The 17,992-nt window shown below is 61.0% G+C and carries 15 protein-coding genes and 1 other RNA gene; 12 read left to right on the top strand and 4 right to left on the bottom strand.

What is annotated here, in order from left to right:
- Nucleotides 1-10 precede the first annotated feature (10 nt).
- A complete protein-coding gene (locus tag PMI16_RS17895; RefSeq protein WP_007882147.1) occupies nucleotides 11-886 on the top strand; it encodes a LysR family transcriptional regulator in 876 nt (291 codons plus the stop codon).
- 2 nt (nucleotides 887-888) lie between these two features.
- On the opposite strand, the gene PMI16_RS26515 is transcribed toward PMI16_RS17895, so the two are convergent.
- Nucleotides 889-1,173: a hypothetical protein gene (locus PMI16_RS26515; RefSeq protein ID WP_237719887.1), complete on the bottom strand. Its 285-nt coding sequence runs from the start codon at nucleotides 1,171-1,173 to the stop codon at nucleotides 889-891.
- Between PMI16_RS26515 and PMI16_RS17890 the strand changes: the two genes are divergently transcribed.
- The 3 genes from PMI16_RS17890 (at nucleotide 1,165) to PMI16_RS17880 (ending at nucleotide 4,553) form a co-directional block, all read left to right on the top strand.
- Nucleotides 1,165-2,163 (top strand): MurR/RpiR family transcriptional regulator, encoded by a 999-nt coding sequence (locus PMI16_RS17890; protein WP_237719886.1) that lies wholly within the window; start codon nucleotides 1,165-1,167, stop codon nucleotides 2,161-2,163. The genes PMI16_RS26515 and PMI16_RS17890 overlap by 9 nt on opposite strands.
- A gap of 103 nt (nucleotides 2,164-2,266) precedes the next feature.
- Entirely contained in the window at nucleotides 2,267-3,055 is a 789-nt protein-coding gene (locus PMI16_RS17885) for a transporter substrate-binding domain-containing protein (protein WP_007882145.1), read from the top strand.
- 127 nt (nucleotides 3,056-3,182) lie between these two features.
- Complete coding sequence (locus PMI16_RS17880) at nucleotides 3,183-4,553, top strand: MmgE/PrpD family protein (protein ID WP_007882144.1); 1,371 nt, start codon at nucleotides 3,183-3,185, stop codon at nucleotides 4,551-4,553.
- Here the strand turns inward: PMI16_RS17880 and PMI16_RS17875 are convergent.
- Nucleotides 4,543-5,079, bottom strand: coding sequence for a YaeQ family protein (locus PMI16_RS17875; protein ID WP_007882143.1), 537 nt, complete (start codon nucleotides 5,077-5,079; stop codon nucleotides 4,543-4,545). The two genes, PMI16_RS17880 and PMI16_RS17875, sit on opposite strands and share 11 nt — an antisense overlap.
- A 134-nt stretch (nucleotides 5,080-5,213) precedes the next feature.
- On the opposite strand from PMI16_RS17875, the gene PMI16_RS17870 reads away from it, so the two are divergent.
- Nucleotides 5,214-5,795, top strand: a complete 582-nt coding sequence (locus PMI16_RS17870; protein ID WP_007882142.1) for a DUF1415 domain-containing protein — start codon at nucleotides 5,214-5,216, stop codon at nucleotides 5,793-5,795.
- Between the two features lie 322 nt (nucleotides 5,796-6,117).
- A complete protein-coding gene (locus tag PMI16_RS17865) occupies nucleotides 6,118-6,450 on the top strand; it encodes a hypothetical protein (RefSeq protein ID WP_007882140.1) in 333 nt (110 codons plus the stop codon).
- A 92-nt stretch (nucleotides 6,451-6,542) separates the two neighbouring features.
- Here the strand turns inward: PMI16_RS17865 and cysM are convergent, their stop codons facing one another.
- On the bottom strand, nucleotides 6,543-7,445 hold the full coding sequence (gene cysM, locus PMI16_RS17860) for a cysteine synthase CysM (RefSeq protein WP_007882139.1): 903 nt from the start codon (nucleotides 7,443-7,445) through the stop codon (nucleotides 6,543-6,545).
- Between the two features lie 216 nt (nucleotides 7,446-7,661).
- Here cysM and PMI16_RS17855 point away from each other — a divergent pair, with 216 nt between their 5' ends.
- The 6 genes from PMI16_RS17855 to PMI16_RS17830 all read left to right on the top strand — a co-directional run bounded on the left by PMI16_RS17855 (nucleotide 7,662) and on the right by PMI16_RS17830 (nucleotide 17,549).
- Nucleotides 7,662-9,323 (top strand): isovaleryl-CoA dehydrogenase, encoded by a 1,662-nt coding sequence (locus PMI16_RS17855; protein WP_007882138.1) that lies wholly within the window; start codon nucleotides 7,662-7,664, stop codon nucleotides 9,321-9,323.
- Between the two features lie 210 nt (nucleotides 9,324-9,533).
- A complete protein-coding gene (locus PMI16_RS17850; RefSeq protein ID WP_007882136.1) occupies nucleotides 9,534-11,036 on the top strand; it encodes an efflux transporter outer membrane subunit in 1,503 nt (500 codons plus the stop codon).
- A gap of 25 nt (nucleotides 11,037-11,061) precedes the next feature.
- Nucleotides 11,062-12,246, top strand: a complete 1,185-nt coding sequence (locus PMI16_RS17845; protein WP_007882134.1) for an efflux RND transporter periplasmic adaptor subunit — start codon at nucleotides 11,062-11,064, stop codon at nucleotides 12,244-12,246.
- On the top strand, nucleotides 12,243-15,410 hold the full coding sequence (locus PMI16_RS17840; protein ID WP_007882133.1) for an efflux RND transporter permease subunit: 3,168 nt from the start codon (nucleotides 12,243-12,245) through the stop codon (nucleotides 15,408-15,410). Before PMI16_RS17845 ends, PMI16_RS17840 begins: the two co-directional genes overlap by 4 nt.
- A 37-nt stretch (nucleotides 15,411-15,447) precedes the next feature.
- Complete coding sequence (locus PMI16_RS17835; RefSeq protein WP_007882132.1) at nucleotides 15,448-16,170, top strand: heavy metal response regulator transcription factor; 723 nt, start codon at nucleotides 15,448-15,450, stop codon at nucleotides 16,168-16,170.
- The gene (locus tag PMI16_RS17830; RefSeq protein ID WP_007882131.1) at nucleotides 16,167-17,549 is read left to right on the top strand and encodes a heavy metal sensor histidine kinase; all 1,383 of its coding nucleotides are present in this window, start codon (nucleotides 16,167-16,169) and stop codon (nucleotides 17,547-17,549) included. The genes PMI16_RS17835 and PMI16_RS17830 overlap by 4 nt, the downstream gene beginning before the upstream one ends.
- A 122-nt stretch (nucleotides 17,550-17,671) precedes the next feature.
- On the opposite strand, the gene ffs is transcribed toward PMI16_RS17830, so the two are convergent.
- Nucleotides 17,672-17,770, bottom strand: an RNA gene (gene ffs / locus PMI16_RS25420) — signal recognition particle sRNA small type.
- Between the last annotated feature and the right edge of the window lie 222 nt (nucleotides 17,771-17,992).

Genomic DNA, 17,992 nt, shown 5'->3' with positions numbered 1-17,992 from the left:
GCAGGCAATCATGATCCAACTGGACTTCGACGAACGCGACCTGCGTTCTTTGCGCGTGTTTTGCAATGCGGCCCAGGCCGGTGGTTTCGCTGCTGCGGAGAAGCGCCTGCACATGTCCAAGGCCTCCATCAGCCGCCACGTGCGCGAGGTGGAAGAACGCCTCGGCGTGCGCCTGTGCGAGCGCGGACCGGCCGGTTTCAAGCTGACGCCCGAGGGCGAAGTCGCGCTCAAGCTGGCGTCGGATGCCTTGCGTTCGCTGGAACGCATCCGCTCCGAAATCGACGCCGTGCATGGCGTATTGTCCGGTTCGCTGTCGATCGGCATCGTCGAGCACACGCTGACGCATCCCGATTGCAAGATCCCGGAAGCGCTGGCCGTCCTGCGCGAGCGCGCCCCCAATGTACGGCCGGAGATCAGCGTCATGACCTTCCCCGATCTCAACCAGGCCTTGCGCGAGCATCGTGTCGACATTGCGATCCGCGGCAAGTATCCGCGCGAGGGGGAATTCAACTACCTGCCCTTGTTCTCGGAAACCCATCGCGTCTACAGCGCCGCAAAGAAAGCGAAGCGCGGCGCCGGCGATCTGCCGCTGGTATACAGACAACATCCTTACGTCGATCAGGCGCTGGCAACCGAAGGCTACGCGCGCGGGCCGGATGCCGGCGGCCTGGAAGCCATCGGCTTGCTGGTCGCGACCGGTAGCTATCTCGGCATCCTGCCGGTGCACTATGTACAACTGCTCGGCAAGAGGTACGCACTCAGAGTAAGAAACGGCAGCCCCTCTTATCACCATCAGATTTGCGCAGTCACCGAATCGTCTCGTCCTTCGACCTATCGCGCCGATCTCTTCCTCGACATCCTCAGAGAACTGCATCCGGGCAACTAAACTCAAACCAGGCTCACCAAACAGCAGCACCGTTGCAGCATAACCATGTCCATCGTGGCGCACTGGCGATGCACGTGACGAGCGCTGCTGCTCCCGCCGCAGACAAATTGATTCACGCAGCCCTCTGTTTTTGAATCACCGAAATCAAAATTCTCCTGCGCAGCGATTTTTACGGGCGCTGAAACACCCCGCAAAAATGATTCATTTGAATCATTTGAAAAAAATATTGGCACATATGTTGCTTGATGTCCTGCATATCCCGATTGCGGAGCATCAACGTGAATCAAGCCACATCAGCATCGCCAGAGTCACAAAAGCCATCGACGTCACTGAAGCCGTCTGAATCCCTGCGGTCCCGGCAAGCGCTGGTGCTGCACATCAAGCAATGCTTCGATAGCCTGCCGCGGCAAGTGCGTCTGGCCGCCAGCTTCGTGCTCGATCATCCGCATGAAGTCGCCGTGATGTCCATGCGCGAACAGGCGCGGCTGGCCGGCATTCCGCCGTCGACCATGACGCGTCTCGCCAAGTTTCTCGGCATGGAGGGTTACGACGACATCCGCGAGGTGTTCAAGAACAATCTGCGTTCGCGCGGCAACGAATACAGCCAGCGCGCCCACGGCCTGGTCGAGTTGAATCAGAAGATCGGCGAAACCGCGCTCGCGCTGGATGTCGCCAACAACGCCATCGCGCACATCCAGGCGCTGTGCAGCGCCGACACCCTGGCCGCCATCGTGCGCGCCGTGAAAATCCTGTCGGCGTCGCGCACGATCTATTGCCTGGGATTGCGCTCGTCGTTTCCGGTGGCGTTCCAGTTTTCTCACGTCTCCGAATACTTCGCCAAAAACATCACGCTCATCGACGGCGCAGGCGAAAGCGGCATGATGAAGATCATGCATCAGGCAGGCTCCAAGGACGCCTTGTTCGTCTGTTGCATCGCGCCTTACTCGCGCCGCGCCGTATCGATCGCCGGACATCTGGCCAAGGCCGGCGTCAAGCTGATCGCCATCACCGACAGCGACAGCTCGCCGATTGCGCGCATGGCGGCCGAGACCATCCTGGTCGGCAAACAGAACGCCTCCTTCTTCGACACGCTGGTTCCGGCCTTTCTCGTCAGCGAAATCCTGGTTGCGCTGATGGCCGCGACATCCAGGGTCGACGTCAAGGCCTCGGTCTCCGAGACGGAAAAAAACCTGTGGAGCATGGGCGAATGGTGGGGCGCGGAAGAATCCGAATTGCCCAAGGTTTCCAGAGCACGCACGCGCAAAAACGACAACTGATGTTCTCCCGATTTTCAAGACAGAGGCAATGCAATCCGCTTCGGCACTACCCGTACTTCACTACTCACTTGTGCACCACGCATCTCACTGAAAGGATATCGAAATGAAACGCCGCTCTCTCCTGCTTAGCCTGATTGCCGTCTCGATTGCCGCTGCCGTTTCCGGCAATGCCATGGCGGAGGACGCCCTCAGCACCATCCTTGCGCGCAAGGTCATTCGCGTCGCCGTGCCGACCGACTATCCGCCCTACGGCTCGGTCGGCACCGACATGACGCCGCGCGGCTACGACATCGACATGGCGACGCTGGTCGCCAAGAAGCTCGGCGTCAAACTGGAACTGATCCCCGTCACCGGCCCGAATCGCGTCGCCTATCTGCAGACCAAAAAATCCGACCTGACCATTTCCTCGCTCGGCAAAACGCCGGAACGCGAAAAAGTCATCGACTACAGCATCGCCTATGCGCCGTTCTTCGATGCCGTCTTCGGCAAGCAGGAAATCGTCGCCAAGAATTACAACGAGCTGACCGGCAAGGTCATCGCCGTGACACGCGGTTCGATGCAGGATGAAGAACTCTCGCGCCTGGCGCCGGGAGCCGTGATCAAGCGTTTCGAAGACAACAACGGCACGGTCTCGGCTTTCCTCGCCGGCCAGGCGCAGATGTTCGCGACCGGCACCGCAGTGGCCGCCACGATCAAGGCCAAGGATCCGTCGGTGAGCATGGACCTGAAAGTCATCCTGTCCAATGCGCCGTGCTACATCGGCGTGCAAAAGGGCGAACCGCAGCTGGTCGCCAGACTCAACGAGATCATCCGCGAAGCCAAGAGCAGCGGCGCCATCGACGAGATGTCGAAGAAGTGGCTGGGCGCGCCTGCCGGTTCGCTGCCGGAATAAACCGACAACGCAGGCATCCTGCGCCGTCATAGCCTGATGCCGTTTCATCCCGGATGAATCCCGGCGACAGAATCGCATCGGGCAGGCAACACCACTGCTTTCCCCATCCATGACATAGCGTCACACCATGACTCACCCTACCGCCATTGAACGCCTGGCCGATTGGATCTGCGACCTGCAACACAGCGACATTCCCGCTGCCGTCCGCGCCATCGCCACCAACTGCCTGCTCGACACCATCGGCGTGGCTTTCGCCGGCGCCGCGACGGCAGTGGCCCGCACCGCGCGCGCCATCGCCATGGATGCCGGTTCGCGCGGCGATGCCGCAGTCGTCGGCAGTCCGCAATTGTTTTCCGCGCCGGCGGCGGCCTTCGTCAACGGCGCGTCGGCGCATGCGCTGGACTTTGACGATAATTGCTACGCGGGTTTCGTACACGGCTCTGCGGCGATCGCGCCGGCCGCCATTGCGGTCGCGCAAAAGCGCAATGCCTCCGGCAAGGATTTGCTGACGGCGTTCATCGTCGGATCCGAATGTGAATACGCCGTCGGCGCCGCGACCAACAGCATTCTCTACGATCAGGGCTGGTGGACCACCGGCGTGCTCGGTCCTATCGGCGCCTGCGCGGCGGCGGCCTGGCTGCTCAAGCTGGACCGCAAACAAACCGCCTCGGCATTGGGACTGGCGGTGGCCGGCACGGGCGGCCTGAAAGCCTGCTTCGGCACCGACGCCAAGGCATTGATGGCAGGTCGCGCCGCAGAGGCCGGGGTGGTCGCCGCGCTGCTGGCTGCGCAAGGCGCCGGCGGACCCCACGATGCTTTCGAGCATTGGAATGGTTTTACAGGCTTGTTCAATCACGGCGAATTCAACGTCGCCATGATCGCGCAACTCGGTTCAGGTTCACCATGGTTCATGGAATCGCCCGGCGTCGACCTCAAGCGCATTCCGCTTTGCCTGTCTTCGCACGCCGCCGTCGATGCCGCCATGGCCATCGTCACAAGGCACGATATCCAAGTGGACGACATTGCAGAGATCGTCTGCGACGTGCCGCAGATCGTCTTTGCCAATCTGATTTACAACAAGCCGGCGACACGGCAGGAGGCGCAATTCAGCATGCCCTTCGCCGTCGCGGTGTCCTTGTTGTACGGCACGGTGGAATTAGCGCATCTGGATAGTGCGGTCTTGCAGGAGCCGCGCATCGTCGCCCTGATGAAGCGCATCAAGATGACCGTCGGCCCGCGTTGGAGTCTGGCCGGCGCCTGTGAGGCAGCGCCGGAAGGAGCAAACGTGCTGATCAAGGCCGCCGGCCGTGATTGGGTGGAAGGATTCCAGGCGTATGCGCGCGGCGCGGCGCAATGTCCGATGCGCCAGGAAGAAATTGACGGCAAATTCATGAAATGCATCGAAGCCGGCAATGACAGCAACGGTGCCCTGCTGCTGTCCCGTCTCAAATCACTCGACATGCTGCCGTCGGTGCGCGACTTGCTGGCTACGGCTTGATGATCTGCGGATCGATCTGCACCATGTCTTCGTTACTGCCCAGCCAGATCTGCCCATCCTGAATCGTGCATTGCAGTTGCATGGAGCGTTGCGCCAGCTTTTCCAGCGCCTGGCTGGTTTCGGAGGCGATATTGACGACGGTCAGGTTTCTGGCGCGCTCGACGCGGCTGCCGGTCTGGTTCCACCAGATATTGCTGACGCTGCTGTAGCTGTAGACGATCACGCGCGCGGCGCGGCCGCAGGCCTTGAGGATGCGCTTGTCGTCGGGCTGGCCGACTTCGATCCACAGGTCGATGGCGCCGGTCAGGTCCTTTTGCCAGATGTCCGGCTCTTCCACGTCCGACAAGCCCTTGCCGAAGGTCAGCGATTCGCTGGCGTTGAGCGCGAAGGCCAGCACACGGATCATCATGCGTTCGTCGGTTTCCGAGGGGTGACGGGCGATGGTCAGCGTGTGGTTCTGGTAGTAGTGCCGGTCCATGTCGGAAATTTGCAGATCGGCTTTGAAGATGGTTGCTTTGAGCGCCATAGAGGTCTTTTTGTACTTAAGGTAATACGGGTTGCTTGCGAAGGATGTGAAGCATAGCCGATTTCCGGCCGTTTCCGCTGCCTCCCTCGCTGTCCGTACTGTTTTGGGCGCGGACGCCATGAGACAATGCCGCCATGAATACCGCACCGTTTCCTTCCGACGACGAGGTGATTGCGCTCACGCAAGCCTGGATCAGCGAGGCCGTGATCGGCCTCAACCTTTGCCCTTTCGCCAAATCGGTCTACGTCAAAGACCAGATCCGCTATGTCGTCAGCCACGCCGAAACCGAAGCCGATCTCGCCAATGACTTGTTGCGCGAATTGCAGCATTTGCAAGACTGCGATCCGGAAGCAACCGACACCACGGTGCTGATCCATCCGCGCGTGTTGCAAGATTTCTTGGATTACAACAGTTTCCTCGATGTTGCCGACAAGGTACTGGAAAACGCCGGTCTGGAAGGCGAACTGCAAATAGCCAGTTTCCATCCTGACTACCAATTCGCCGACGCCTTGCCGGACGATATCGACAACTTCACCAACCGCTCTCCCTATCCGGTTTTGCATCTGTTGCGAGAAAGCAGCATCGATCGCGCCGTCCAGGCTTTCCCCGAAGCAAGCATGATTTTCGAGCGAAACATTGCCACCATACGGGATCTCGGCTTAAACGGCTGGAATCGGCTGTCTTTTGTCGTATCAAAGAAACAACACCAAATATAGAAAAAATCCTGTTAATATCTGTTACAAATTCGAGGTGATTTTTCGCAACTATTTTGTAATAGACTTTTCTCACCGGATGTACTGGTGTCAACATTGCCGTTTTTGCCAGTGCCGGAGTGTGAAACAGGGAACGAATAGTGAAGGCTGGCAAGTCAGACCGACTGATCCCTGTGGCCTTGGTTCGAGTTGTGTATGTTGCAGTGGGAAAAGAATGGCACCTCTGATGGAAACTGGTTAACCACGTTTTGCAGTTTTACCAAGAACTAATAGCACTTGCACAAACAAGGCCCCTATAAACATCTGCATAATGGAACGTCCGATCATGACTACACCTAATGGCACCAACGATACTTCTCTTTCGGATCAAATCAACTACGATCCCAACCACCTGCTCGACGCCTTGATCGAGAAGCTGCATCTGAAGAACGATGCCGCCCTCTCGCGTGCGCTGGAAGTGGCGCCGCCGGTGATCAGCAAGATCCGTCACCGCCGCCTGCCGGTTGGTGCGTCCCTGCTGATTCGCATGCACGAAGTCAGCGAACTGTCGATCCGCGAACTGCGCGAACTGATGGGCGATCGCCGCGAAAAATTCCGCATCAGCGACAAGCAGTTCAAACCGAAGCCAGGCGCGCCTGCAACACCGGGTATGGAATAAAAAAACGGAGCCTGAGGCTCCGTTTTTTATTGTAGAGAACGCGCAAACATGCGCTCACCATATATTCATCATTTGCACGCTGATTCCCGCGCTTACGCCGGGAACACCCCCGTCGACAGATAGCGGTCGCCGCGATCGCAGACCACGAACACGATGGTCGCATTCTCCACCTGCTGCGCGACGCGCAACGCGACTTCACATGCACCTGCCGCGGAGATGCCGCAGAACAAGCCTTCCACCATCGCCAGCTTGCGCGCCATGTTTTCGGCTGCGGCCTGGCTGACGTATTCCAGCTGGTCGACACGCGGTTTTTCATAGATCTTCGGCAGATAGGCTTCCGGCCATTTGCGGATGCCCGGGATCGACGAGCCTTCTTCCGGCTGCGCGCCGATGATCTGGATCTCCGGATTCTGTTCTTTCAGGTAGCGCGACACGCCCATGATGGTGCCGGTGGTGCCCATGGCGCTGACGAAATGGGTGATGCGGCCTGCTGTGTCGCGCCACAGTTCGGGACCGGTGGTTTCGTAGTGCGCCAGCGGGTTGTCGGCATTGGCGAACTGGTCGAGGATCAGGCCCTGGCCTTCCTTCTGCATCTGTTCGGCCAGGTCGCGCGCGTATTCCATGCCGCCGCTCTTGGGCGTGAGCACGATCCTGGCGCCGTAGGCGGCCATGCTTTGACGGCGTTCTTCACTGAGGTTTTCCGGCATCAGCAAAACCATCTTGTAGCCGCGCATTGCCGCCACCATCGCCAGCGCGATGCCGGTGTTGCCGCTGGTGGCTTCGATCAGCGTATCGCCGGGCTTGATCTGGCCGCGTTCTTCGGCGCGGCGGATCATCGACAACGCGGCGCGGTCCTTGACCGAACCGGCGGGATTGTTGCCTTCCATCTTGCCGAGGATGACGTTGTTGCGTCGCGCGACCTCTTCGCCGCCGATGCGTTGCAATTGAATCAGGGGCGTATTGCCGATGGTATCTTCGATGGTCAGGTAAGGCATGGTCGGAGGAGTCCTTTCAGGATCCTCATTTTAATATGAGTCTTTGTCATGTGCCGGAAGGCCCTAGCGACAAGATACTTATATAGTTATAGCAAATTCACCTAATGGCGGTTTTGTTCTGCATTTTGTTCTGCGTTTTATTCTGTTTTCCCGGCGATGAATGCCTTACACTGTCCGCGCCGTTGTCTGCCCGCCCGTCCACGTACAGGAGCTGCAATGAAAACGCATGAAGTCACCAACCAGGTTCCCGCGCTGAAAGATGTCAATCTGTACAGCACCGACCTGGCCCTGAGCGAAGGCGTGCAGCACGGACAAGCCGGCTGGCATGCAGCCCCGCTTTCCAATTACGGCGCCGAACTCGGCAGCGCCGACGTGCTGCAACTGGCCGAACTGGCCAACCGTCACACTCCCGAACTGCAAACCCACGATCGCTTCGGCAACCGCATCGACCGCGTCGACTTCCATCCCAGCTGGCATGCGCTGCTGGCGCTGCTGCGCCGCGAAGCCTTGCATGCGCTGCCATGGATGCCGGCCTATGAAGGCATGCCTGGCGCGCATGTGGCGCGTGCTGCCGGCTATTTCCTCCACGCGCAGGTGGAAGCGGGATCGCTCTGCCCGACCACCATGACCTTCGCCTCGCTGCCGGTGCTGCGCAATGAAGATGCGCTGTTCCCGCTGGTGCGCGACAAACTGTTTTCGCGCGAACACGATCCGCGCGACCTGCCGCTGGAGCAAAAACGTTCGATGCTGATCGGCATGGGCATGACCGAAAAGCAAGGCGGTTCCGACGTACGCAGCAACACCACCGCCGCGCGCCCGCTCAACGGCAGCGGACGCGGCGCGGCATATACGCTGATCGGCCACAAATGGTTTTTCTCGGCGCCGATGTGCGATGCGCACATGGTGCTGGCGCGCACCGACAACGGCCTGTCGTGCTTCTTCGTGCCGCGCTGGCGGCCCGACGTGCAAAAGAACGGCGTGTTGATCCAGCGCCTCAAGGACAAACTCGGCAACCGTTCCAACTCCAGCAGCGAAGTCGAGTTCGAGGAGGCCTACGGCGTGATGGTGGGCGATGAAGGACGCGGCATTCCGACCATCATCGAAATGGCGAATCACACGCGCCTGGACTGCGTCATCGGCAGCGCCGGACTGATGCGCCATGCGCTGATCCAGGCGATCCACCATGCGCGTCATCGCAGCGCATTCGGCAAGCAGTTGGCCGAGCAGGCGCTGATGCGCAACGTGCTGTCCGATCTGGCGCTGGAAAGCGAAGCGGCAACGCTGCTGATGCTGCGCCTGGCGCGCGCCTTCGAATCGCCCAACGATCCGCTGCAACGCGCATGGCGGCGCATCGTCACGCCGGCGGCCAAGTTCTGGATCTGCAAGCGCGCACTGGAATTCACCGGAGAATGCATGGAAGTCTGGGGCGGCAACGGCTATGTCGAGACGGCGCCGATGGCGCGCATGTATCGCGAAGCGCCGGTCAATTCGATCTGGGAAGGCTCGGGCAACGTCATGTGCCTCGACGTGCTGCGCGCCATGGAGCGCGAACCGGAAGGCTGCATCCTGTTGCTGGAAGAGTTGCAGCAAGTCGCCGATGGCCACCACGTTCTGCAGGCGCCGCTGGACGCATTGAAGCAACTGCTGACCACGCCGCCGGAGCAACGCGAAATGCTGGCGCGCAGGCTGGTGCAACAACTGATCCTGACCGTGCAGGGCGCATTGATGTTGCAACATGCGCCGGCGGCGATGGCGCATGTTTTCGTTCTCAGTCGCAACGACGCCGCCAATGGCCGCGTCTACGGCACGCTGCCGGCCGGCGCTGCGGATGCCGCCGTACTGCAGAATGAGATTTTGCAGCGCGCCTGGCCGCTGTAATTTCATTGCATCAACAACAACAAAATACAAACAACCTACTCCCCATCCTGAAACTGACAAAATTGTCATCTTTCCGTCAGCTTCAGGTTGACCTCCCCCTCGTACAGTAATGCTGTAGAAAGGCGTCGACAGGTATCCTGCCGACGCCCATCGGCATTTCCCTTTGATCTCCCGTCAATGCAACGTCCAACCATGTTTCGGAATCCACCAATGACAGCGACCGCCAAATCGCCACCTCAATACGCCTTCAAACCTGCCCCGGCTTTGTTCGCAATCACGTTGGCCGCAGCCGTCCTGCTCGGCGGTTGCGCCGTCGGACCGGATTACGTTCGTCCGCAAATGGATTTGCCCGCCGCCTATAAAGAACAGGGGCCCTGGAAAATCGCTGAACCCGGCCAGATCGACAGCAATCACCGCTGGTGGGAGTCCTACAAGGATCCGGTGCTGAACGACCTGGTCGATCAAGCCAACAAGGCCAACCAGAATATCCGCTTCGCCGAAGCGCAATATCGCCAGGCCCAGGCCACCGCCGCCATCGCGCGCGCCAGCCTGTGGCCGACGATCGGCGCTTCCGGCGGCCCCAGCCGCGCGCGGACCAACAGTGCTACGTCAGGCAGCCGGCTGACCGATACCTACGCCGTCGGCCTGAATGCTTCGTGGGAAGCGGACATCTGGGGCCGCGTGCGCCGCTCGGTGGAAGCCGGCGACGCCACCAGCGAAGCCGGCGCCGCCAGCCTCGCGGCGGCGCGCCTGAGCATCCAGGCGACGCTGGCGCAGGATTACCTGCAGCTGCGCGTGACCGATCTGCAAAAGGATTTGTATGCGCGCACCGTCGCCGCCTACACCCGTTCGCTGCAACTGACCCAGCATCAATATGAAGCCGGCGTGGCCTTGCGCTCCGACGTGGCGCAAGCGGAGACGCAATTGCGTTCCGCCCAGGCGCAACTGATCGACCTCGACGCCACGCGCAACCAGCTGGAACACGCCATCGCCATCCTCGTCGGCAAGGCGCCCGCGGTATTCACGCTGGCGCCCGTGACTACCGACGGCGCGGCGTTGCAAGCAAGCATGCCGCCCACGCCGACAGGCTTGCCGTCCGATCTGCTGGAGCGTCGCCCCGACATCGCCAACGCCGAACGTCTGGCTGCCGCCGCCAACGCCAATATAGGCGTGGCGCGCGCCGCTTACTTCCCGACGCTGACCCTGAGCGCGACCGGCGGCTATAGCGCGATCGCCTTCTCTCAATTGTTCGATACGCCAAGCCGGGTCTGGTCGCTGGGCGCCACGCTTGCGGCAACGCTGTTCGACGGCGGCGCGCGCAGCGCCCGCAACGATCAGGCAACGGCGGCCTTCGATGCTTCGGTCGCGACGTACAAGCAAACTGTGCTCGGCGGTCTGCAAGAGGTGGAAGACAACCTCTCGACCTTGCGCGTGCTGGATCAGGAAAGCCAGGTCCAGGATCAGGCCGTCAAGGCGGCGCAGTTGTCCGAGCGGCTCGCGCTGAGCCAGTATCAGGCCGGCACCGCGACGTATCTGTCGGTTGTCACGACACAGGCCGCATCGCTGACCAACCAACGCACCGCCGTGACCTTGCTCGGCCGCCAGCTGGTTGCCAGCGTGGCGCTGATCAAGGCGGTCGGCGGCGGCTGGCGCGTCGGCGAAATCAATCAGACAACGGCGACGGCAACGAATACTGCCGCCAAAGCCAACTAAGAAAAACAATCTTGCGAGTAAAAGTATGACTACTTCATTCATTCAAAAACCTTCCACTCTGTTGATTTCCGCTGCGGTTGTCGCCCTCGTCGGCGGCGGTTCCTGGGCGCTGATGCATCGCACCGACGCCGTCGCGGCGCCCAACCCGCAGTCGCAGCAGGGTCCGGCGATTTCCGTGACCACCGTACAAGTGCAGGAGCGCGACGTGCCGTTGTACCTGGCCGGCGTCGGTACCGTCACCGCCAACGCCAGCGTCACCGTCAAAGCGCGCATCGACGGCCAGCTCGACAAGGTTGCTTTCACCGAAGGCCAGGACGTCAAGGCCGGCCAACTGCTGGCGCAAATCGATCCGCGCGCATTGCAGGCCCAACTGGCGCAAGTGCAGGCGCAGCAGGCCAAGGATCAGGCGCAGCTGACCAACGCGAAGATCGACTTGCAACGCTACACCACGCTGCGTCAGCAAGACGCCGCCACGCAACAACAGCTCGATACGCAAAAAGCACTGGTCGCGCAGCTGGAAGCCGCCGTCAAGACCGACGAAGCGCAGATCAGCTACGCCAAGGTGCAGCTCAGCTACACCACCATCAACGCGCCGATCAGCGGCCGTGTCGGCGCGCGCCTGGTGGATGCGGGAAATATCGTCCACGCCACCGACGCCAACGGCCTGGTGGTGATCAACCAGATCGATCCGATCACCGTACAGTTCACCCTGCCGGAAGAAGCGGTGCCGGCCATCAACCGCGCCCAGCTGACCAATCACAAATCACTCAAGGTCACGGCCTACGCGCGCACCAACAACAAGGATCCGCTGGGTACCGGCAACCTGATTTTGCTGAACAACCAGATCGACACCACCAGCGGCACGGTGCAACTGAAGGCGCGCTTCACCAACCCGCAGCACACGCTGTGGCCGGGCCAGTACGTCAACGTCAACCTGCAGATGGATGACCACGGCGTGGCGCTGACGCTACCGGCCGCCGCCATCCAGCGTAACCAGGAAGGCACTTACGTCTACATCGTCAAGGCAGACGAGACTGCCGCGATCCAGCCGGTCGTGGTGGCGCGCATCCAGGACGGCATCGCGGTCATCACCAAGGGCGTGGAAGCGGGACAACGCGTCGTGCTTGACGGTCAGTACAAGCTGAAGCCGGGCAGCCGCATCGTCGAGAACAAAGCCAACGCCGCCGCTGCGAAAGGACCCGCCAAGTGAGTGTTTCCGCTACCTTCATCAAGCGTCCGATCGGCACCACGCTGCTCGCGATCGCTATCCTGCTGGTCGGCATCGCCGTCTGGCCGCTGCTGCCGGTGGCCCCGCTGCCGCAGGTCGACTTCCCTACGCTCCAGGTCTCCGCCAGCTTGCCCGGCGGCAGTCCGGAAACCATGGCGTCCAACGTGGCGCAGCCGCTGGAGCGCCAGTTCTCGCTGATTGCAGGCCTGACGCAGATGACCTCGCAGAGCGCGCTGGGCAGCACCCAGATCACCTTGCAGTTCGACCTCAACCGCAACATCGACGCCGCCGCGCTGGATGTCCAGGCGGCGATCAATGCCTCGACCGGTCAGTTGCCGACCAACCTGCCCAACCCGCCGACCTTCCGCAAGATCAATCCGGCCGATTCGCCGATCATGATCATGTCGGTGCAGTCGGACGCGTTGCCGCTGACGCAGGTCAATGACTACGCCGACAATATCCTGGCGCAGCAGATCTCGCAGATCTCCGGCGTCGGTCTGGTCAGCGTCAACGGCCAGCAAAAACCGGCCGTGCGCATCCAGGTCGATCCGGCCAAGCTGGCGACCATGGGCCTGAGCCTGGAAGACATCCGCGGCGTGATCGCCACGACCACCGTCAACCAGCCCAAGGGCACGGTCGACGGCCAGCATCAGAGCTTCACCGTCTACACCAACGACCAGTTGCTGACTGCCGAACCTTGGAACGACATGGTGCTGGCCTACAAGAACGGCGCCCCTATCCGCATCCGCGACATCGGCGTCGCCGTCGACGGTCCGGAAAACAACAAGATCGCGGCGTGGGCCTTCGCCGGCGCCGCGGCAGCGCCCGACAGCACGCTCACCAACGGCCGCTCGATCGTGCTGGCCATCACCAAGCAGCCGGGCGCCAACGTGATCGAAACCGTGGGCCGCATCCAGGCGGCGATGCCGCGTCTGCGCGCCGCGATCCCCGCCAGCGTGCACGTCAATACGCTGATCGACCGCACCCAAACCATCCGCGCCTCGGTGGAAGACGTCGAGTTCACGCTGATCCTGACCATTGCACTGGTGGTGATGGTGATCTTCGTGTTCCTGCGCAATGTCGCGGCGACGCTGATCCCGAGCATCACCGTGCCGCTGGCGCTGATGGGCACGGCTGCAGTGATGTACCTGGTCGGCTACAGTCTCGACAACCTGTCGCTGATGGCGCTGACGATTGCGGTCGGCTTCGTGGTCGACGATGCGATCGTGATGCTGGAAAACATTTACCGCTACGTCGAAGAAGGCATGTCGCCGATGGAAGCGGCTCTGAAAGGCTCCAGCGAAATCGGCTTCACCATCATCTCGATCTCGGTGTCGCTGGTGGCGGTGTTCATTCCGCTGCTGCTGATGGGCGGCATCGTCGGCCGTCTGTTCCGCGAATTCGCCGTGACCGTGACGCTGACCATCGGCGTGTCGGTGATCATCTCGCTGACGCTGACGCCGATGCTGTGCTCGCGTTTCCTCAAGAACAGCCATGCCGAACAACATGGCAAGTTGTACCAGCTGTTCGAGCGTTTCTTCGACATCATGCTGAACGGCTACAAGCGCGGCCTCGACGTCGTGATGCGTCACCAGTTCATCACCTTGTTGACTTTCATCGGCACGGTGGCGTTCACTGCGTTCCTGTTCGTGGTCATTCCCAAGGGCTTCTTCCCGCAACAGGATAACGGCGTGATCGTCGGCTTTGCGGAATCGGCGCAGGACATCTCTTCGGAGGCGATGCGCCGTCGTTTGTTGCAGGTTGCGGAAGTGGTCCGCAAGGATCCCGACGTCACCGGTTTTGCCATGAGCGCCGGTTCGACGACGTTCAATACCGGCAACTTCTTCATTGCGCTGAAACCGAAGGATCAGGGCCGAACCGCCGACGCCGGCGAAATCATCACGCGCCTGCGTCCGCAAGTCGCCAGGATCCAGGGCGTGAACCTGTTCATGCAGGCCAGCCAGGACATCAACGTCGGCGGTCGTCTGGCGCGTACGCAATATCAGTACACGCTGACCGACTCCAACCTGGACGAGCTCAATGTCTGGGCGCCGAAGGTGGTGGATCGCCTGCGCAAGATGAAGGAACTGACCGACGTCGCTTCCGACCAGCAAAACAACGCGGCGACGGCGACCATCACGATCGACCGCGCACGCGCTTCCAGTTTCGGCATCTCGCCGTCGCTGATCGATGCGACGATCTACGATGCGATCGGCCAACGCCAGGTGGCGCAGTACTTCACCCAGATCAACAGCTACCACGTGGTGCTGGAAGTCACGCCTGAACTGCAAAAAGATCCGGCGCTGTTCAACAAGCTGTACCTGACCTCGCCGATCACCGGCCAGCAAGTGCCGCTATCGACCTTCATCAAGATCGACACGACCAAGACCGCGTATCTGTCGATCAGCCACCAGAGCCAGTTCCCGGCGGTGACGATTTCCTTCAACCTGGCGCAGGGCGTGGCACTGGGCGAAGCGGTCGACGCCATCAACCAGGCGCAGGCGGAAATGGGCGTGCCTACCACCCTGACCGGCGCCTTCCAGGGCACGGCCAAGGCCTTCGGCGATTCGCTGGCTTCGCAGCCTTACCTGATCGCGGCGGCGCTCATTGCGGTGTATATCGTGCTGGGTCTGCTGTATGAGAGCTACATCCATCCGCTGACGATTCTGTCGACGCTGCCGTCGGCCGGCGTGGGCGCCCTGCTGATCCTGATGGCGGGCGGCTACGACCTGAGCGTGATTGCGCTCATCGGCATCATCTTGCTGATCGGTATCGTCAAGAAGAACGGCATCATGATGATCGACTTCGCCCTGACCGCCGAACGCCAGCACGGCATGAAGCCGGAAGAAGCGATCTATCAGGCTTGCCTGCTGCGCTTCCGTCCGATCATGATGACCACCATGTGCGCACTGCTGTCCGGCCTGCCGCTGATGCTGGGCCATGGCGCCGGTTCCGAACTGCGCCGTCCGCTCGGTTATGCGATGGTCGGCGGTCTGGTGCTGTCGCAGGCGCTGACGCTGTTCACGACGCCGGTGATCTATCTGTATCTGGACCGCGCCCACTACTGGTACATGAACAAGAAGGAAGCACGCGCAGCGCGCAAGGCAGCCAAGAAAGGCGCAACACCTGTAATAGAATCGCACTAATAGTCACATGCCCATGAACGCGGTACCAGGAGCAGGAATGAAAGTTCTGATTGTCGAAGACGAGCACAAGATGGCGGAGTACCTCTGCAAGGGTCTGACCGAGCAGGGGTGCACCGTGGATCTGGCTGCCAACGGCATCGACGGCCAGCATCTGGCGATCCAGCACGATTACGACGTGATCGTGCTGGACGTCATGCTGCCCGGCCTGGACGGCTTCTCGGTGCTGCGTTCGCTGCGCACCATCAAGCAGACGCCGGTGATCATGCTGACGGCGCGCGACCGCGTGGAAGACCGCATCAAGGGCTTGCACGACGGCGCCGACGATTACCTGATCAAACCCTTCTCGTTCCTCGAACTGCTGGCGCGCCTGCAGGCGCTGACGCGACGCGGCCGTTCGCAGGAGCCGGCGCAGCTGCGCATCGGCGACCTGCAGATCGATCTGCTGAGCCGCAAGGCGTTTCGCAACAACACCCGCATCGACCTGACCGCCAAGGAGTTCGCGCTGCTGGCGATCATGGCGCGGCGCCAGGGTGAAATCCTGTCCAAGACGGCGATTGCCGAACTGGTCTGGGACATGAATTTCGACAGCAACACCAACGTGGTCGAAGTCGCCATCAAACGCTTGCGCGCCAAGATCGACGCGCCCTTCGAGCAAAAGCTGCTGCACACGATACGCGGCATGGGATATGTGCTGGAGCCGCGCACGGCGGTGACCGCGCATGAATCGCATGAACCGCACGATGACGAGGAAGACGGATGAAGCATTCCATCATTACGCGCCTGGTGATGATGTTTGCCGCTTCGGCGCTGATTATTTTTTCGTTGATCGGCGGCGTGCTGTATGCCGTCGTCAAGAACGAGTTGCTGCGTCATGAACGCGACGGCCTCGTCACGACCTTCAACGATATCGAATACATGGTCTCGCGCATCGGCACGGTGGACCGCTGGGCGCGCGTGCAAACCAAGCTGGATACGCTGACGCCGGCCGACGGCAAAGTGCGCTTCTGGGTGTTCAGCGACGATCCGCGCTTCAGCTACGGCAAGGATCTGGCCGAGCTGCACGAATTCGATTACGACCCCAAAAATATCGGCAGGCTGCGCATCAAAGGCAAAGAATTTCCGCTGCATACGCTGACCAAAATCCTGCCTGCCTATCTCGACCGCCCAGCCATCCGCCTCACAGTGGGCGTCGATACCGAGCCTTATTTTGAAACGCTGCGCACCTTCGTCGCGGCGATGATCGGCTTGTCGCTGATCGGCGTTTTTCTGGTGATCCTGTTCGGCTACTGGATCGCGCGCACCGGCTTGCAGCCGCTCAAGAAAATGTCGGACAAGGCGCAGACGCTGAGCCCGAAAAACCTGTCCGAACGCTTGACCGTCTCCGCGTTGCCGGATGAATTGTCCGACCTGGCGCAAGCCTTCAACGGTGCGCTGGATCGCATGGAGAATGCCTATAAACAGCTGGAAGCCTTCAACGCCGACGTCGCCCATGAGCTGCGCACGCCGCTGGCCAATCTGATCGGCGAGACCCAGGTGGCGCTGTCGCGCGAGCGCAGCGCGCCGGAGTTTGAAACGGTGCTGCAATCGAACCTGGAAGAGCTGGACCGGCTGCGTTCCATCATCAACGACATGCTGTTCCTGGCCCGCTGCGATCAGGGCGAGGCCGCCACCAGCCTGGTGCACACGCTGATTGCCGACGAGGTGCAGAAGACCATTGAATTCTTCGAATTCGTGCTCGACGAAATGCAGATGACGGTGGAGGTCACCGGCGACATCCACGCCAGCTCGATGATAGAAACCGCCCTGTTCCGCCGCGCGCTGACGAACCTGTTGCAGAACGCCATCCAGCATTCGCCCGCCGGCGCCCGCATCAAGGTATCCATCGACGCGCAGAACAAGGATGTGCAGGTCGCCGTCTCCAATCCCGGCGAGCCGATCGAGCAGCGCCATCTGCCGCGCCTGTTCGACCGCTTCTACCGCGTCGACACGGCGCGTCGCGAGATCGACGGCATCCACGGCCACGGACTCGGGTTGGCCATCGTCAAGGCGATCGCGCTCATGCATGGCGGCACCGCCTTCGCGGCGAGCAGAGGCGGCATCACGACGATAGGCTTTACGGTCGGCGGCAAAGCGGCCTGAGGCGGACTGATTTGCGCGCAACCGGAGAAATAACCAAGGGATGTAAAACAGGGATGTCGGCGACGATGTGAATGCGATCGTCGGCGATTTGTTGAGTGCTTCCTGAAGAAAACTTCAAAGGAAGAGGCGAGCCTTGTCTGCGGCACTTGCAGGAAATGGCTGTGGCTGCTTCGTTCCCGACCTGACCAGGTTGACCATGCCACAATGCGCAGGGGCCCGCCGGCACGAATTGTACCTCATCTGCGCCGCCGGCGCGAGCGCTGTTCTTGCGACAGGATAAATTGCGGCGACCGCAAAGATCGCCGCGTGCTTTTGATGAGGCAGTATCCGATATCTAGAACTCATTTCATAAATAGGCGTGAGATGCGTTCTTCCCAGAAAGGGTGCTGGCAAGGCGTGCGACGCGTCGCGTAGCGGTGCTACGCGCAAGGAGCGCAACGCGG

The sequence above is a fragment of the Herbaspirillum sp. CF444 genome (genome assembly GCF_000282135.1).
Lineage (GTDB): Bacteria > Pseudomonadota > Gammaproteobacteria > Burkholderiales > Burkholderiaceae_D > Herbaspirillum.
Note: the sequence above shows the minus strand (reverse complement) of the source record. Positions and strands in the feature narration are given on the sequence as shown.

Excerpts from the sequence above, each read along its gene's own strand:
- cysM (WP_007882139.1), bottom strand. The coding sequence starts at position 7,445 with ATGCCTTACCTGACCATCGAAGATACCATCGGCAATACGCCCCTGATT.
- PMI16_RS17865 (WP_007882140.1), top strand. The coding sequence starts at position 6,118 with ATGACTACACCTAATGGCACCAACGATACTTCTCTTTCGGATCAAATC.
- PMI16_RS17845 (WP_007882134.1), top strand. The coding sequence starts at position 11,062 with ATGACTACTTCATTCATTCAAAAACCTTCCACTCTGTTGATTTCCGCT.
- PMI16_RS17875 (WP_007882143.1), bottom strand. The coding sequence starts at position 5,079 with ATGGCGCTCAAAGCAACCATCTTCAAAGCCGATCTGCAAATTTCCGAC.
- PMI16_RS17870 (WP_007882142.1), top strand. The coding sequence starts at position 5,214 with ATGAATACCGCACCGTTTCCTTCCGACGACGAGGTGATTGCGCTCACG.
- PMI16_RS17855 (WP_007882138.1), top strand. The coding sequence starts at position 7,662 with ATGAAAACGCATGAAGTCACCAACCAGGTTCCCGCGCTGAAAGATGTC.
- PMI16_RS17880 (WP_007882144.1), top strand. The coding sequence starts at position 3,183 with ATGACTCACCCTACCGCCATTGAACGCCTGGCCGATTGGATCTGCGAC.
- PMI16_RS17835 (WP_007882132.1), top strand. The coding sequence starts at position 15,448 with ATGAAAGTTCTGATTGTCGAAGACGAGCACAAGATGGCGGAGTACCTC.
- PMI16_RS17830 (WP_007882131.1), top strand. The coding sequence starts at position 16,167 with ATGAAGCATTCCATCATTACGCGCCTGGTGATGATGTTTGCCGCTTCG.
- PMI16_RS17895 (WP_007882147.1), top strand. The coding sequence starts at position 11 with ATGATCCAACTGGACTTCGACGAACGCGACCTGCGTTCTTTGCGCGTG.
- PMI16_RS17885 (WP_007882145.1), top strand. The coding sequence starts at position 2,267 with ATGAAACGCCGCTCTCTCCTGCTTAGCCTGATTGCCGTCTCGATTGCC.
- PMI16_RS17850 (WP_007882136.1), top strand. The coding sequence starts at position 9,534 with ATGACAGCGACCGCCAAATCGCCACCTCAATACGCCTTCAAACCTGCC.